The following is a 15,709-nucleotide window of genomic DNA, read 5'->3' as shown; positions in this document are numbered from 1 at the left end:
ATCCCATTTTACTATCCAATAAATGTGCCTCCCCAGATCAAGGGGAATTAAGGGATAGCTATTTACTTTTCTTTGTCTTCCACTGTGATACCAACACATAATCAGACCATATTACATGCTGGTCTGTTGGTGCAATTGAACTTAGCAAGAACCTATCCTTAAGCAAACCGTTATCGAATTTTCTCTGCACCGTCATTCCTATTTTGAAAATTACAGATGCCATTTCTTTAGGCACCAAAACAATAATATTTCTTATTACAAACTGATGAGGCGGCACTATACAAGTTATCGGCGAATTTTTATAACAGCTATTCGGTGAAAAAATTTTTATCTTCTGATGATCTGTTCGGTAAATATCCCACCAGGAACATGACATACTGAGATATCGTAAAGTATCGTCAGATGTATTGGTTAATTTCACCGGCACTTGAACATAATATTCTCTTGCGCCATCATAAAGAGGCCCGTGGAGCACATCTACCTTAGTTTGATCTACAGATAATATAAAACCTTCAACGGCAGGAGGAGAAGCTGTAAAATAGGCGATACTACTATTCCAACGCAGTGAATCTGCAGCAGTTAATTTTGTTAGAATACTCCGGGGTTTAAAAGTAAAATCCTGGGCATATCCACAATTAACGGCCATCGATAAGATAAAGGTTATGAGAAAATGCTTTTTCAATTCTTAAATATAAAGTTTTGAAAAAGCATTTTTTTATTTACGAATGTTATTTAATGTTAAATATAAACCTGTCTGAATCAGAATTTTCAAAATTAAAGAATTTTCAGAATTGCCTACCTTGTCCGCCAATTTACACACAACTCACAACTCACAACTCACAACTCACAACTCACAACTCACAACTCACAACTCACAACTCACAACTCACAACTACCTCAACACCTCCCTGCTTATCACAATCTTCTGAATCTCGCTTGTCCCCTCGCCTATCGTGCATAGTTTGGCGTCGCGGTAGTATTTTTCAACAGGGAAATCTTTGGTATAACCGTAGCCGCCGAAGATCTGTACCGCCTCGGTGGCTGCACGTACTGCTGTTTCTGATGCAAAGTATTTGGCCATGGCCGATTGTTTGGTAACCGACTGGTGACGGTTTTTCAGGTCGGCAGCCTGCATAATCAACAGTTCAGATGCTTCAATCTCGGTAGCCATATCGGCCAGTTTAAAGGCAATGCCCTGGAAATTGCTTATTGGCTGCCCAAACTGCCTGCGCTCTTTGGAGTAAGCTACAGCGGCTTCAAAAGCACCCTTAGCTATGCCCAATGATAAAGCTGCTATAGAAATACGGCCACCATCCAACACCTTCATGGCCTGTTTAAAGCCTTCGCCTTCAAGGCCCAGCAGGTTTTCTTTAGGTACGCGGCAGTTATCAAATATCAGTTCGGTAGTTTCAGATGCGCGCATGCCCAGCTTGTTTTCTTTTTTGCCATGGGTAAAACCGGGTGTTCCTTTTTCAATAACCAGCGCCGAAATGCCGTGCGAATCGCCTTTTGCCCCGGTGCGCACCATTACTACAGCCACATTGCTGCTTTTGCCATGGGTAATCCAGTTTTTTGATCCGTTTACTATGTAGTGGTCGCCATCTAAAACGGCGGTAGTATTCATTCCTAAGGCATCGCTGCCGGTGTTGGCCTCAGTTAAACCCCAGGCGCCAAGCCACTCGCAGGTGGCCAGTTTGGGCAGCCATTTCATTTTTTGTTCTTCGCTGCCAAAGGCCAGGATATGACCGGTACAAAGCGAATTATGAGCGGCTACCGATAAACCTATTGAACCGCAAACCTTGGCAATTTCTACAATAACGGTTACGTACTCAAAATAACCAAAGCCCGAGCCACCGTATTGTTCAGGAACCAGCACTCCCATCATGCCCAATTCGCCTAATTGCTTAAACAATTCAATGGGGAAGTGCTGCGCTTCGTCCCATTCCATTACATGAGGTTTAATGTGGCGTTCGGTAAAATCTTTGGCCATCTGGCCCACCATACGTTGGTTTTCACTGGTAGAAAAGTCGAATCCATGCATTGCGGGATCGTCTGTAAATAAGGTTTCCATACTAATTTATATAACTGGTTATACAAATAAACGATATAAGTATGGGTAAAGTTTCATCCCAAATACCGGGTAAACATAGTACAAAATGGTATACGGTATGAATAATAGGTTTAGTTTAAATAGGATAGTTTTTACACCAGGAAAAGCGAAGAAAAAAAAATAAAATATTTTTTTGCCTCCTATCTGTTTTTTGAACAACATCCTCACCCGCTCTTTTAGCACTGCAAACCAGTGCTGAATTTCATGTAACATTTGCACACTAATACTCACTTTTTGTGCACTTTTGGTATACTTTTCGTTACATTTCAGATACTTTTCATGCACTTTACAATACAATTATTTTTCTATTTATCACACAACAACCTATACTACAGTGCCTTACTAATAAAAAACTTTTTTTTTACTTCCCGCTGTTTTATTTTTTTCAAGGGCGCCCGGTATAGTTAAGTAATCAATACAATATACGAAATTATTCCGCCAGAATCAAATCAGGGTTTTGGCGACAGGCCGTCGCTTAACACCATCAACTCCCCAAACAAGGGCGTTGCCTGCGGCCAGGCTCTTCGCTCATACTGCACAGGCCTTAGCCACATTGGCCGGTATCCGCTTCAATCTAACGCATTTTTCTGAACCAGGATTAAACAGATTTGTCGAATTCCACAGATTTTTAAAATCCAATCCCAAGAATCTGATAAATCCGACGAATTCCGGTTCAGACAAAATCATCTGCACATCCGGAATCTGAACATCAAAAAAACCTGATATTTGATACCAACTACCTGATACTTTAAAGTTAATACTCTGCCAATACCACCAGCGTATCGCTTATTGGTGCTATCCGCTCGCGGCCTTTCAGGAAGCCAAGCTCCACAACAAACGAGAAGCCGGCCACTATGCCGCCCATCTCTTCAATAAGCTCGCTGGCCGCTGTTACGGTACCGCCGGTAGCCAGCAGGTCGTCATGTATCAGGATGTGCTGGCCCGGTTCAAAGGCATCGGTGTGGCATTCAATTACCGCTTCGCCATACTCCAGTTTATATGCCTTTCGCTTTATGGTGTATGGCAGCTTGCCTGCCTTACGTATTGGCACAAAGGGAACGCCTAATTTAGAAGCCAGCGTAAGCCCAAATAAAAACCCGCGACTTTCTATCCCTGCAATAACATCTATTTGGGTACCCTTCAATTGCTCCACAAAAGCATTAATAATATTGTCGCAAAGGGCTGGGTCTTTCAAAATGGGGGTTATGTCCTTAAATATTATCCCCGGCTTCGGGAAATCAGGAATGTCGCGGATGGCTTTCTTTATTTGCTCGGTAATCATTTAAAAACTAAATAAGGCCCAATTTTACGCAAAATTCCGTCATCAAGTATGGCAATATTTTTCATATCGGCTGTCGATTCATAGTCGCCGTGCTGGTTGTGGTATTCTATTATCGCATTTATCTGCTTAAAGCTTAAGTATGGGAAGCGCCGCAACTGGTCGAAGGTGGCGTTATTAACATTGAGTTTGGTAATATGGCTTCCGTTTACAGCAATGCCATTTTTAATTTCGGCGTACTTACTATCGTCCACTCCAAAAACTTCTTTCAGCTGTTCCTTGCTGTAAAAACCGCCAAGCCTGTCCCGGTACCTAATAATCCGCCTGGCAAATGAAGGCCCAATGCCCCTGATCATCGTCAGCTTTGCAGAATCAGCGCCGTTTATTTCTATAATTTCGCCCGGCGCAGCTTTCTTAGTATAATTATCGGCGGCAGGCAGGTTTATGTAGGGCTCCAGCCGTTGGTAATCGGCACCGGTTATAGTGTATATCTTTTTAACATCGGCTTTAGCATAAAACCGGCCGCCTTTGGCCTCATAGTTTTTTATGACTTTAACCTGATCTGCGCTTAGCCCCAGCCTTTCCCAATCGGCTTCGGGTAAATTGTTGGGATTAAACGCAAATAGCTTAATTTTCAGTTCCTTACCACCACTTTTCGGGCCGTTTGATGCCGAGCCTGTACTGTCAGTTTTGCTTAGCATAGCAGCGGCTTTATCAAACTCTTTAAAATTTATTGTATTATCTTTGCGGCTTGCCTGATAAACAAAGGGCGCTGCTAAAATCAATGCAATAATAATAACGAGTACTGCCATCCCGTTCCATTCCTTTTTAGTTATGGACAGGTAGCTTTTAATGCCATCCTTCATTTATATGAATTATCAGGTGTTAAATTAATAAAATTTCAAGATATTTATTTGTTAACAAAATACACAGTTATTAAAAATGAAAGTAATAACCACCGAAGAGTTTGCCAAAGCCACTAAACTGGATAAGCTGAAAATGCCTGGCCTGGCCGCTTTATTGATGGAAATAATGAAAATTAACCAGGTTAATGAACTGTTTGCCCAGGCGCAGCCCAAACAAGGCATTGAGTTTATTGATGCTATATTGGCAGGATGCGGCATCGATATAGACTTTGATGAGCGCGACCTGAGGCACATTCCCAAAACAGGCAGCTTTATTGCCATAGCCAATCACCCATACGGTGGTATCGAGGGCCTGGTGTTGTTAAAGATGTTATTAACAGTAAGGCCCGACGCCAAACTAATGGCCAACTTCCTGCTTAAAAAGATCCCAAACCTGAGCGATTTTTTTATCGCCGTAAACCCGTTTGAAAATGTTGAACACTCATCAAGCATCAGCGGCCTAAAAAACACCCTGGAGTTGTTAAACAATGGAACGCCGATAGGCATATTCCCGGCGGGCGAGGTATCTACCTTTAAAGTAGAGCAACAACAGGTAACCGATCGCCTATGGCACCCTGTGGTAGGTAAAATTATCGCGAAGGCAAAAGTGCCTGTTATCCCAATCTACTTCCATGGCAACAACGGCTTATTGTTTAACCTGCTTAGTATGATACACCCGGCCCTGCGCACGGCTAAACTACCCTCGGAGTTATTTAACAAACACGGCCATACCATTAAACTACGCATAGGCAAACCCATTAATGTATTGGATGTGCCCGATTATAACAATAGCGCCAAACTGCTTAATTTTTTACGTGCCCGTACCTACGCTTTAGGCACCGGGCTTGAAGAGGAAAAGAAGATTTTTAGTCCGCGTAACCTTTTCAAAATAAAACGGCAGCCAAAGGATATCGTGCCCGAAATAAGTGTGGATATACTTGAAAAAGAGGTTGCCCCGCTGCGCGATAACTATAGGATATGGATAGAAAAGAACTACGAAGTATTTATAGTACCCACTTCGGTGATTCCGAATGTTATCCGCGAGATTGGCCGCTTGCGTGAAATAACCTTTCGCGAAATTGGCGAAGGCAGTAACAAGGCTATCGACCTTGATGAATACGACATTTATTACAATCACCTGTTTATATGGGATTTTGAGGCCAAGCTTATAGTTGGCGCTTACCGTATTGGTTTGGGCGATGAAATATTTTATAGCGTAGGCAAAACAGGTTTTTACCTTAACGAATTATTTAAGTTAAAAGCCCAGTTTACACCGGTACTGCGTAAAAGTTTAGAGCTTGGCCGTTCGTGGATCCGCAAGGAATATCAAACTAAACCTTTACCGCTGTTTTTACTTTGGAAAGGCATCCTCAAATTCCTGATTGATAACCCAAGATACCGCTATTTAATTGGGCCGGTAAGCATCAGTAATTCATTTTCTAAATTCTCCAAATCGCTCATTGTCGACTATATTAACCGTAACCATTTTGATCATGAGCTTGCGCAATATGTAAAGCCGCGCAAAAAATTTAAGGTTGATTTTTCGAGCATAGACACTGACTTGCTGATGGCAGGCGAAGACAGCTTTAAGGGACTTGATAACCTGATATCGGAAGTGGAAACGCGCAATATGAAAGTGCCGGTATTGCTACGCCAGTACATCGCGCTTAATGCCAAGATCATCAGCTTTAACATCGACCCTAAATTTGCCGATTGCCTTGACGGTTTCCTGGTGTTGGACCTGGAGCAGGTACCACAGGATATATTGGAAAAACTGGGTAAAAATTTATAGTGTTAAGTCAGCAGTACTAAGTCCGAAGTCTTAAGTTCTAAGTCAAAAAAAATCAACTTAAGACTTCGGGCTTAGTACTTAAGGCTTAGTTACTATTTCCAATCCAGGTATTTTACGCCGGCATATCCGGCAAAGGTTTTGTTCTTAAGTTCTAAGTCAAAAAAATCAACTTATGACTTCTGACTTAGAACTTAAGGCTTAGTTACTATTTCCAATCCAGGTATTTTACGCCTGCATATCCGGCAAAGGTTTTGTTGTTATCCTTAATATCTGTATCCAAATAAACCGCGCTTATTAAATGATTTCCGGCATCATCATCAAAAGCGCCAAGCATATATTTAATATTGCTTTGGTAGGCAGGTGTACTTATGGCATTAAAACCTAATTTATAAGTTGGATACTGGGCCATATTATCAAACAGGTAAACGTTCGACACATCATCGCCCGGGCCTTCGAAACCAAGTACCATATCCAGGCCGTTAGCAGCAAAATTAATGGTAGCCATCGGCGGTAAGCCCGACTCTTCGGCCCTGTAAAAAACAGGATCGCCACCGCTTGCCTTTCTTATCACCATTTCGTACTGATCAAGGGCATCAAAGTTATATTTGCGCAGCAGGTACGCCAGGTCGCCGTTTTTTGATACAGCAGCTGATATAAAATCGTAATAGCCGGTAAAATAAATTATCGCGGGTACTTTCATGGCTGGCCCGTAAAATGCTACCTTATCGCTATTAATAATGTAAAGAGTTTTATCATCGGCACTCCAGTCAAAATTGCGGATATCATTATATTGCTTTAGCGAAACCAGCAGGTTACCCGTTTTATCAACTATATCAATAGATCCCGCTGCGTTTTTGTAAGCAAATTTGGTGTGGTCGTGCGACATCCTGATAAACTTCTTAGTCGATCCGTTGTTGGTGATTTTCTGTGGTTTACCTGCAAAATCAGCTACAAAGTAAACTTCATTATTGTAAATAAACGCAACATTTTTTATAGCCGGGTGCCTTATACTATCAATTTTATCAACCTGTGCTTTGGTAATATATGGGTTAACATCTTTTTGGCAGGCGGTAACGGATGTAATCAGCAACGCCATAAAAATCAGGTAAATATTTTTCATCATTAAAATTTATAAATTAAGCCTGCGCCGGTTGATATGGATTTATATAGCGTGCCGGTACGCGTGTTATAGTATGTTTGCCCTGTAGTAGCAAAAAAATTGTATGAGCCCTGGATATTAAGCTGCAGGTTTTCGCCAAAACTGAGGTTTATACCCGCCTTGGGGGCTCCGTAAAGTTCCTGTTCGTTAATATCTTCAGTCCTATCGGCAGTGGCATCAACTGAGTGCGAGAAAAACTTAGTTTCATAAGCCCCTAAATTTACGCCGGCAAAAAGCCGGAATCCATCGCTTATGTTAAAGTTATAGGCGCCACCCAAATAAAGCATATAGCTCCTGAAGTTGCCATAAGTAGCAGTTCCGTAATCGTTGTCGCCCACGGCATAATAAAAAACATCCTGTTTAGGCTTATAAACACGATAACCGGCGCTTACATTGGCAGTCCAGTTTTCATTAAAAATATAAAAGCTTGCTCCGTATGCAGGGGCGGCCTTATAAGTATACTTGAGGCTGCCCGCGGGCATGTCATAATCGGCATTAATGCCTACGCCAAATTTCTGCGAACTTTCGCCGTATGAGAATTGGGCTTTTGCAGTAAATGAATTAAGGATGAAAAATAAAAACAGCAGTTTTGAAAAGCAGGGAATAGTTTTGCAGAACCGATAATAACGGCGATAGTTTAAATACATATGTTGTAATAAGGTTTCGGGCCGAAAATATAAATAATTTTGGTGGTTAAAAAATATGCCGGCAAATTTCAGTAAAACGAAAAACGTCCCTGCCGGATAAACCGGCAGGGACGTTTTAATATTAACTATGTTGTTTGGTTATTAAAATCCGTAACGGATACCAAACTGCATTTGCCAGCGTGAAGCAAACAAATCAACCGAATAAGGCAATCCAGGATCCTGGAATGTATATTTAGGATAGGTTGTTGCTGCATTAGCAAACGATGGTGTAGTTTTTGGAGTTAAACCAATGCTTGATGTTGAGTTGAAGGTATTGGCCGAGAAATAATACTGACCCCATTTTTTGTTAAGCAAGTTGGTAAGGTTAACAATATCGTAGGTAAAAGTAATAACCTGTTTGTGTTTGCCACCAAATTTAAAGTCTTGCGAAAAACGGAAATCTAATTGATTATTCCATGGCGTGAAAGCTGCATTACGTTGGGTAAAGTTACCACGACGTGATGACAGGTAGCTGTTTTTGTCGATGAAGGCATCAAACGCAGCAGCTTGCTCGGCAGCAGTTTTGCCACCTACTATATCAGTAAAGAAGTTAACAGTTTCGCCTTGTTTAGGGATATAAGCTAAACTAACCTGTTGGCCGGTTCCGTCGATAGCGCTTGGGTAAAAACCGTAAGTGTAAGGGTTACCAGATTGTGCGCTAAAGAAGAAGGTAAAGTTTGCAGTATAGTTTTTAGCAGCATCCCAATCGTGCCTTAAGTTAAGGTTTGATACGATACGGTGACGGATATCAAAGTTTGAATTGGCTAAACCCGGGTTGTTAGGATTTAAAGCCTGGTTTAACTGCCAGTTTGACTCCATTGAGTTACGGATACCATTGGTAACATCTTTTGAATGACCATAAGTATAGGCAACATTACCGCTTAAGCCAAACGGAAAGGTTTTACCTACCTGTGCTGTGATGCTATAACGGTAGCCAAGGCTTGTGTTTGATAACTCATAAGCATTGGTGAATGATGAGCTAACTTTCTGGTTAACAAATATTGGTTGTTGTTTTTGGGTATCGTAAGTATAATAAGTTACGCTATCCTTGGTATTTACCTGTTGAAATTTCAGGTCATGGATGGTTTTGGTATAAATACCTTCCAAAGTAAATTTCCACTGGTCGTCGGTTGTATAGTCAAAAGCTAAGCTGCTTCTCCAAACCTGCGGCATTTTAAATTTATTATCAATTAAATCTACCTGGGTTGCACCGGTAGATGCAGTATTAAAGCCCTGCGCGTTAACATAATCTAAACGGCCATTTGGCGAAGTAGAAACCGGGTTTGTGCCAGCCTTTTGAGCCGCTTTGCTATCATAAGCGCCATATGTTGCGCCGTTGTTATAAAACGCATAACCAAACCATGCAAACGGTACACGGCCTGTAAAGAACCCGCTACCACCGCGTATAATCAGGCTTTGATCGCCATTTACATCATAGTTGAACGACACACGTGGGTTTATTTCAACGTTGTTCAAATAATTTTGTTTGATATCGCGGGGCTTGGTATAAGTAAAGGTATTACCGTAGTTCAAGTCACTGGCAGCACCTGTTGTTTTGCTGCTTAGTGGCTGTTTGTTAGGTATGCCTGCATAATCAAAACGTAAAGCGGCGGTCAGTTTAAAGTTATCTGTAACCTGAATTTCATCCTGCCCATATAAGCTTAACAGGTCAACATTAAATTTAGCAGATGGATTAGCCAATATATAGTCGCGGCTGTTGTTGGTATAGTTAAAGTTAGCACGAACACGTGACGGAACGTTGTTAATAAAGTTCTCGATGCTGCTGTAAGCAACGCGGCCGTTCCATGAGTTAACAAAGTTATAAGTGATGTTATAAAACTCGTTGTGTGTACCAAATGTAAATGTGTGCCTGCCTTTGGTTAAGGTAAAGTTATCGGTAAACTCAGCAGTTTTTTGGTGCATATCAAATATGGCTGCCTCGCGGTCGGTACCCATAAATATGGTAGTACCTGGGGTGCGGCCTGTTATTTCTATTTGCGGCAACGATGGATCTGAAGTAGGATCGCGGTAATCGTGTACATTTGAGTAACCAATAACCAGGCTATTGCTGGCGCTGTTTGAAAACCTTGATTTTAACTCGGCAACGGTTGAAGTTGAGTTGTTATGAGATACATAGTCAATACCGCCAAAACGGAAGTTTTGCTGATCGCGCTCCAGGTTGGTAGCCGTAGATGAAATGGTATTATTACGGATAGTTAACTGGTTGTTATCGTTGATATTCCAATCTAAACGGTTAAAAAATTTGTTCGATTTTGAATAAATTGAAGTATTTTGATAAGTACCTGGGCTTAAACCACCTGTAAAGCTTTTGAAAGCAGTGGTAAGGTTTTGAGCATCCTGCAGGCTCAGGATCTGGCTTGAACCGCTTGCATCGGCTCCGCGGATAACCGGATCCTGGCGACGGGCAATTTCTTCGTTGGTAAAGAAGAATAATTTATTTTTGATGATAGGGAAACCTAAACGGATACCTGTTTGGTAATCATGGAAACTTGTTGGCAGTTTTGAACCATCGCCACCGGCAGCGGCCGATGCATTGTTGGGACCTACTAAAAAGGAACCGCGGCCGTAACCATAAATTGCGCCGGTAAAATCGTTTGTACCGCTACGGGTTACCGCATTTATACTACCACCTAATACGTTACCAATTTTGATATCATAAGGAGCAACCAATACCTGAACGTCCTGGATAGCATCTAAAGATACCGGGCTTGTACGGGTACTGCTACCAACCTGGCCCGAAGCATTGTTTTGGCCACCTAATGATGGGCTAAAACCAATTGCATCGTTATTAATGGCACCATCAAGGGTTACGTTGTTGTAACGATAGTTGGTTCCCTGGAAAGAGTTGTTATTGCTTTGTGGTGTTAACCTTGTTAAATCCTGCAGGCTACGGTTAATTGAAGGCAGGTTTTTAATTTGGTTTTGGTTAATGCGGGTGCTTGCACCTGTTTTGGTGCCGCCTGCAGTACCTTTAATTTTTACTTCCGATAGCGTTGTGGTTTCATCGGCAAGGGCAAAGTTTAAGGTTGTTGTACCTAAACTTAAAGTAATATCTGTTCTTTCATCTTTTTTAAAGCCAATAAAAGAAGCAGTAATGGTGTAGGGGCCACCCGGATTAACGTTGGCAATTGTGTAACGGCCATCGGCATTGGTTTGCGAGCCGTAGCGTGTACCGGTACTTGTGTTAAGTACGGTGATAGTTACTCCAGGCAATGTAACGCCTTTTTGGTCGGTAACTTTCCCGCTTACTAACGAGGTTGTAATTTGCGCGCTGGCAACATTAGCAACCCCAATAATGAGCAGTGATAAAAGGATAAAGTATAACTTTTTCATTTGTGTTTTATTTGAACACAAAGGTGCACGCGCAATGTTATCCCTATGTTAACACTGTATTATTATATTAACACCTGTTTAATGTAACTTTAAGCTATTCCATGTTTTATATTAAATCTGGATGAATACAGCCTTATCAACCAATTTGCTACCGGGAATTTAATCTTTATTTTACACAGACGTTGTTTTCGCTGAGCTGGCACCAATTTAACCTATACGAAAGCTCGGCATAATGCGCTATACAAAGCATAATTAGCAGGAAGTTATTTCGCCCGCAGGCTCATATTCGTAGCACCGCTTTTTCATGATATAATTATTAAAAATGATTAATCCAATGGTTTACGCCAATACTATCCTAATCAAAAATTAACACCTTGTTAATATTAGCTATGTATCTTTATTTTTTAAACAGTCATTTCCGGCAAATTATGATCAGGGCTAAAATGGGCACAAAGATTTTCTCTTCATTAGTCGCCGGGCTGTACTTTATTTTTTCGTGCCTGTATGTTACCCGTTGTCCTAATGCTAACCGCGTTTCTGGCTATTATAATTTGCCGGGCGTTAGTATCAGCACAACCAAACAAATCAGCACAACATTATCCCGGAGTAAAAATACAAAATCAATACCACCGGCATTTTTATCACGCCCAAGGGTTATTTTAAGCAAGAATATCGATGTATCGTTAACGGCTCCCTCGGTAAGCTTATTCGTCGGCAATATAACTAACCTGAGTTATAAAGCCAGGTTGACAAACTTAAGCTTTACAAACAGGCTGATATACTCCAATAAAGTCCTTTCCGTTTTACGATCCTGGCGAATTTGATTGCAACATTTGTTTATCAACCAAGGGTAAAAAATCATACCCTGATTTTTCACCCTCAGCTAAACCTTGTTTTACCCAAAAGGTATTAAACCAGCGTGTTAAGCCATCATCAAAACACATGTAAAAATTCAATTTCATCCATTGATCTGATATGCCATTTACTGATTCAAAATTCTCAAATACAGATAACGAGTTGGCCAATTTTGCCAAAGCACTTGCCTTACCTGTACGTATAGCAATCATACGTACCATAATTGATAATGGCAATGCCATTACAAAACAAAACTTTTACCAGATTCCGTTTCATCATGAAACCATCAATAAGCATATTGCCGAACTAAGAACATTGGGCATAATAAAAGCCGGTGGCTACAAAGGCCATATAAAATATAGCGTAGACGAGCATTTATTTGAGCAAATGGCTTACAGGTTTGCCAGCTTGTTTCAAGCAATACACAGTTTTACCATTACATAACAAGCAAAATGGATTCCCGGCAATTTAACTATTGATACGAAGCTTCTTTAAAAGAAGATATACTAATACCACCGGGGCTACGGGCAACGACTTTATATTAAGCCCATATTGCGAGAAAGTTTTTTCGCGGGTGTTACCAATTAATACCAGGCTTACCGAAGGAATAAAAATAATAAGGCACACCAGCCACATTGCCGGGCCGCCTGTTGTTTGCCAGCTTAACAGCGTCATGATAAGATAACTGAATCCTAACAATACAAACAACATGGTGTACGAAATAAGCGGCGATATCCGCAGGTAATAATATACTGCTACAGCAATGGCAAATGACGCCCAGTTAAAATACCCGTTATACGTTCCTAAAAATTTAAAGTAGGGAAAAGGAATAGCCCATAGCAAGCCAAATATGCTAAACATTAACAATGGCACACATATATAATGTATCACCCGGTTGGCCGGGTCCTGATGACTTAGCGCATACCTGTTAATGTATTGTTGGGCAATACTTTCGTTAGCTTTGGCATCGGCTTGCGCCCCGTCTTTATTGTTTGCTGTTTTTTTGCTGGCCACGGTACAAATATAAAACCCTTCCGGGTATAAGCCGAAAGGGTTTGTATTGATTTTTTGTTATAAAACTATTTGGCGAATGCCACCGACCTGGTTTCCCTGATCACGGTAACTTTTATCTGGCCCGGATATGTCATTTCCGTTTGGATACGGTTTGAAATATCTGCCGCCAAAACTTCTGATTGCGCATCGCTTATTTTCTCGCTTTCAACAACCACACGCAATTCGCGGCCGGCCTGTATAGCAAATGTTTTTTCGACACCTGGATATGATAGTGCCAGCTCTTCCAGCTCTTTTAAACGTTTGATGTAGCTTTCAACCACCTCGCGGCGTGCACCGGGGCGGGCTCCTGATATAGCATCGCAAGCCTGTATTATCGGCGATAGCATCGAGGTCATCTCTATTTCGTCGTGGTGGGCCCCTATCGCATTGCAAACTTCCGGATGCTCCTTATATTTCTCTGCTAATTGCATACCCAAAATAGCGTGCGGCAGCTCCGGGTTATCATCAGGCACTTTACCAATATCATGTAATAAGCCGGCACGTTTAGCCATCTTCACGTTTAAACCTAATTCGGCCGCCATAGTTGCGCAGAAGTTGGCAACCTCGCGCGAGTGTTGCAACAGGTTTTGCCCGTAAGATGAACGGTAACGCATACGGCCAACCATACGGATCAGTTCAGGGTGTAAACCATGAATACCAAGGTCTATAACGGTACGCTCGCCTATTTCAACAATTTCCTCTTCAATTTGCTTTTTGGTTTTGGCAACCACCTCCTCGATTCGTGCCGGGTGGATACGCCCGTCTGTTACCAAACGATGCATGGCCAACCTTGCAATCTCGCGCCTTACCGGGTCAAAGCCAGATAAGATGATGGCTTCCGGGGTATCGTCAACAATAATTTCGATACCTGTGGCCGCCTCCAAAGCACGGATATTACGGCCTTCGCGACCGATGATACGGCCCTTGATCTCGTCATTCTCGATATTAAATATCGATACCGTGTTTTCGATAGCACTTTCGGTAGCGGTACGCTGGATGGTTTGGATAACTATCTTTTTAGCTTCTTTGGTAGCGGTAAGCTTAGCCTCGTCCACAATGTCCTTTATCTGGATCATGGCCTTACTGCGGGCTTCCTCGCGCAGGTTATCAACCAACTGGTTTTTAGCCTCCTCGGCCGATAGGCCGGCAATGGTTTCTAACTGTTGCAGGTGTGAATTTTTCAGGATATCAACCTCTTCCTGTTTTTTAACAACAATCTCGGTTTGTTTCTCCAGGTTTTTGCGGGTATTATCCAGCTCATTTTCCTTGCGGTTCATGTTCTCCAGGCGCTGGTTTAATGATTGCTCCTTTTGTTTTACACCGTTTTCGCGCTGGTTAATGTTGTTGTTTTTGTTGGTTACTTCCTGCTCATGTTCGGCTTTCATTTGCAAAAACTTCTCTTTGGCTTCCAGTAACTTGTTTTTCTTCAGGATCTCGGCATTGTTTTCAGCATCCTTTAAAATCTTTTTTACTTTATTTTGTGCCGATGTCTCCTGGTCTTTAAAAAGCTTCCGTAATAGGAAGCGCCCGATGACTATCCCGAGGCCGAGGCCCACGAGTAGTCCGATAATAACGTATAGTAATATGTCCATTTTAGGTTTATTGGGTATGTATGTATATAAAAAAACCGCAACTAATTTTTAAGTATCATGTATTGAAAAACCTCATTTCGGATATTGGAATCATGGGTTACGCTAATACTTGTAGTAACGCATGCCTCTTTGATCCGCTCATATTGAAGCGTTAAGTTTTTAATAGTGAAACCTAAAATTTAACTGCGGTTAAATCTTAAATGTGCTCTGTATGTTATGTAAAGAACGTTTATTACTTCGAAAAAAATTCGTTCAGCATGTGGTCTAACTGGTACACCTTTTCGGCAACATCGGTATCCTCGTTGTTCACCTTCTTCTCTGCCTTTAACGATGATGTGGCATAATGCAACACACACATCGAAAGCAAGTCCTGCTTATCCCTCACTGCATAATTTTCCTGATATTCCTTTATCCGGTCGTTAATTAGTTTAGCCGCCCTGCGTATTATCTCTTCTTCTTCCATGTTTACCTTTAAGGGGTAAACCCTGTCAGCAATATTTATTTTTATTGAGATTTCTCCCATTTGAGCTTTTCACTTTTTGTACTATTTTTTCAATAATACAATACACTTATCTATTTCTTGCACAAAGTCGTTAATTTTTTGCTTAATGTCAACACTTTTTTCATTTGTTTCTGAAAATGATTTTGCAAGTTTCAATACACGAAGCTTTTCTTCCAGGTCTTTCGTCTTATTTTTACTTGCATCAAGTGCAACAGTAAGCGCCTCACTCTCCAGCTTCAACAGGTCATTCTCCTCCTGTAAAGCAGCACAAAGCTCAATTAACCTTTCGGTTTTATCAACTATCTTGTTTAACTGTTCTGCTACTGAAGGCATTTTTAATTATTGAATTATTGAGTTAGTGAATTATTGATTTTTTTACCGATTTAATAAAAAAGCGAATCTTATTCACTAATTCAATAAAT

Annotated in this window: 14 protein-coding genes; 2 read left to right on the top strand and 12 right to left on the bottom strand. The window is 41.3% G+C overall.

Going from position 1 to position 15,709, the window contains the following annotated elements; translation table 11 throughout:
• Positions 1–58: 58 nt before the first annotated feature.
• From FSB76_RS19715 to FSB76_RS19700, 4 genes are all read right to left on the bottom strand, one after another.
• Positions 59–682, bottom strand: a complete 624-nt coding sequence (locus FSB76_RS19715; RefSeq protein WP_147056347.1) for a hypothetical protein — start codon at positions 680–682, stop codon at positions 59–61.
• A gap of 210 nt (positions 683–892) precedes the next feature.
• Entirely contained in the window at positions 893–2,071 is a 1,179-nt protein-coding gene (locus FSB76_RS19710) for an acyl-CoA dehydrogenase (protein WP_147056345.1), read from the bottom strand.
• A gap of 793 nt (positions 2,072–2,864) precedes the next feature.
• Positions 2,865–3,392 (bottom strand): adenine phosphoribosyltransferase, encoded by a 528-nt coding sequence (locus FSB76_RS19705; protein WP_147056343.1) that lies wholly within the window; start codon positions 3,390–3,392, stop codon positions 2,865–2,867.
• Positions 3,389–4,255, bottom strand: coding sequence for a helix-hairpin-helix domain-containing protein (locus FSB76_RS19700; RefSeq protein WP_147056341.1), 867 nt, complete (start codon positions 4,253–4,255; stop codon positions 3,389–3,391). Before FSB76_RS19700 ends, FSB76_RS19705 begins: the two co-directional genes overlap by 4 nt.
• A gap of 76 nt (positions 4,256–4,331) precedes the next feature.
• Between FSB76_RS19700 and FSB76_RS19695 the strand changes: the two genes are divergently transcribed.
• Positions 4,332–6,086 (top strand): lysophospholipid acyltransferase family protein, encoded by a 1,755-nt coding sequence (locus FSB76_RS19695; RefSeq protein ID WP_147056339.1) that lies wholly within the window; start codon positions 4,332–4,334, stop codon positions 6,084–6,086.
• Positions 6,087–6,291: 205 nt separating this feature from the next.
• Here the strand turns inward: FSB76_RS19695 and FSB76_RS19690 are convergent, their stop codons facing one another.
• The 4 genes from FSB76_RS19690 to FSB76_RS32210 form a co-directional block, all read right to left on the bottom strand.
• Positions 6,292–7,209: a hypothetical protein gene (locus tag FSB76_RS19690; protein WP_147056337.1), complete on the bottom strand. Its 918-nt coding sequence runs from the start codon at positions 7,207–7,209 to the stop codon at positions 6,292–6,294.
• Entirely contained in the window at positions 7,209–7,892 is a 684-nt protein-coding gene (locus FSB76_RS19685) for a hypothetical protein (RefSeq protein ID WP_147056335.1), read from the bottom strand. Before FSB76_RS19685 ends, FSB76_RS19690 begins: the two co-directional genes overlap by 1 nt.
• A 141-nt stretch (positions 7,893–8,033) precedes the next feature.
• Positions 8,034–11,285 (bottom strand): TonB-dependent receptor, encoded by a 3,252-nt coding sequence (locus FSB76_RS19680; RefSeq protein WP_147056333.1) that lies wholly within the window; start codon positions 11,283–11,285, stop codon positions 8,034–8,036.
• Positions 11,286–11,829: 544 nt separating this feature from the next.
• Entirely contained in the window at positions 11,830–12,003 is a 174-nt protein-coding gene (locus FSB76_RS32210) for a hypothetical protein (RefSeq protein ID WP_158642939.1), read from the bottom strand.
• 257 nt (positions 12,004–12,260) lie between these two features.
• On the opposite strand from FSB76_RS32210, the gene FSB76_RS19675 reads away from it, so the two are divergent.
• Positions 12,261–12,584, top strand: a complete 324-nt coding sequence (locus FSB76_RS19675; protein WP_147056331.1) for an ArsR/SmtB family transcription factor — start codon at positions 12,261–12,263, stop codon at positions 12,582–12,584.
• A 24-nt stretch (positions 12,585–12,608) separates the two neighbouring features.
• Here FSB76_RS19675 and FSB76_RS19670 read toward each other — a convergent pair whose 3' ends face one another.
• The 4 genes from FSB76_RS19670 to FSB76_RS19655 all read right to left on the bottom strand — a co-directional run bounded on the left by FSB76_RS19670 (position 12,609) and on the right by FSB76_RS19655 (position 15,620).
• Positions 12,609–13,154, bottom strand: coding sequence for an Mpo1 family 2-hydroxy fatty acid dioxygenase (locus tag FSB76_RS19670; RefSeq protein WP_158642938.1), 546 nt, complete (start codon positions 13,152–13,154; stop codon positions 12,609–12,611).
• Between the two features lie 65 nt (positions 13,155–13,219).
• The gene (gene rny, locus FSB76_RS19665) at positions 13,220–14,785 is read right to left on the bottom strand and encodes a ribonuclease Y (protein WP_147056327.1); all 1,566 of its coding nucleotides are present in this window, start codon (positions 14,783–14,785) and stop codon (positions 13,220–13,222) included.
• Between the two features lie 232 nt (positions 14,786–15,017).
• On the bottom strand, positions 15,018–15,308 hold the full coding sequence (locus FSB76_RS19660) for a cell division protein ZapA (protein WP_090642882.1): 291 nt from the start codon (positions 15,306–15,308) through the stop codon (positions 15,018–15,020).
• Positions 15,309–15,329: 21 nt separating this feature from the next.
• A complete protein-coding gene (locus FSB76_RS19655; RefSeq protein ID WP_147056325.1) occupies positions 15,330–15,620 on the bottom strand; it encodes a hypothetical protein in 291 nt (96 codons plus the stop codon).
• Positions 15,621–15,709 lie beyond the last annotated feature (89 nt).

The sequence above is a fragment of the Mucilaginibacter ginsenosidivorax genome (genome assembly GCF_007971525.1).
In the GTDB taxonomy this organism is placed as follows: domain Bacteria; phylum Bacteroidota; class Bacteroidia; order Sphingobacteriales; family Sphingobacteriaceae; genus Mucilaginibacter; species Mucilaginibacter ginsenosidivorax.
The sequence above is the reverse complement of the archived record's forward strand: the minus strand, read 5'-3'. Positions and strand labels throughout refer to the sequence as shown.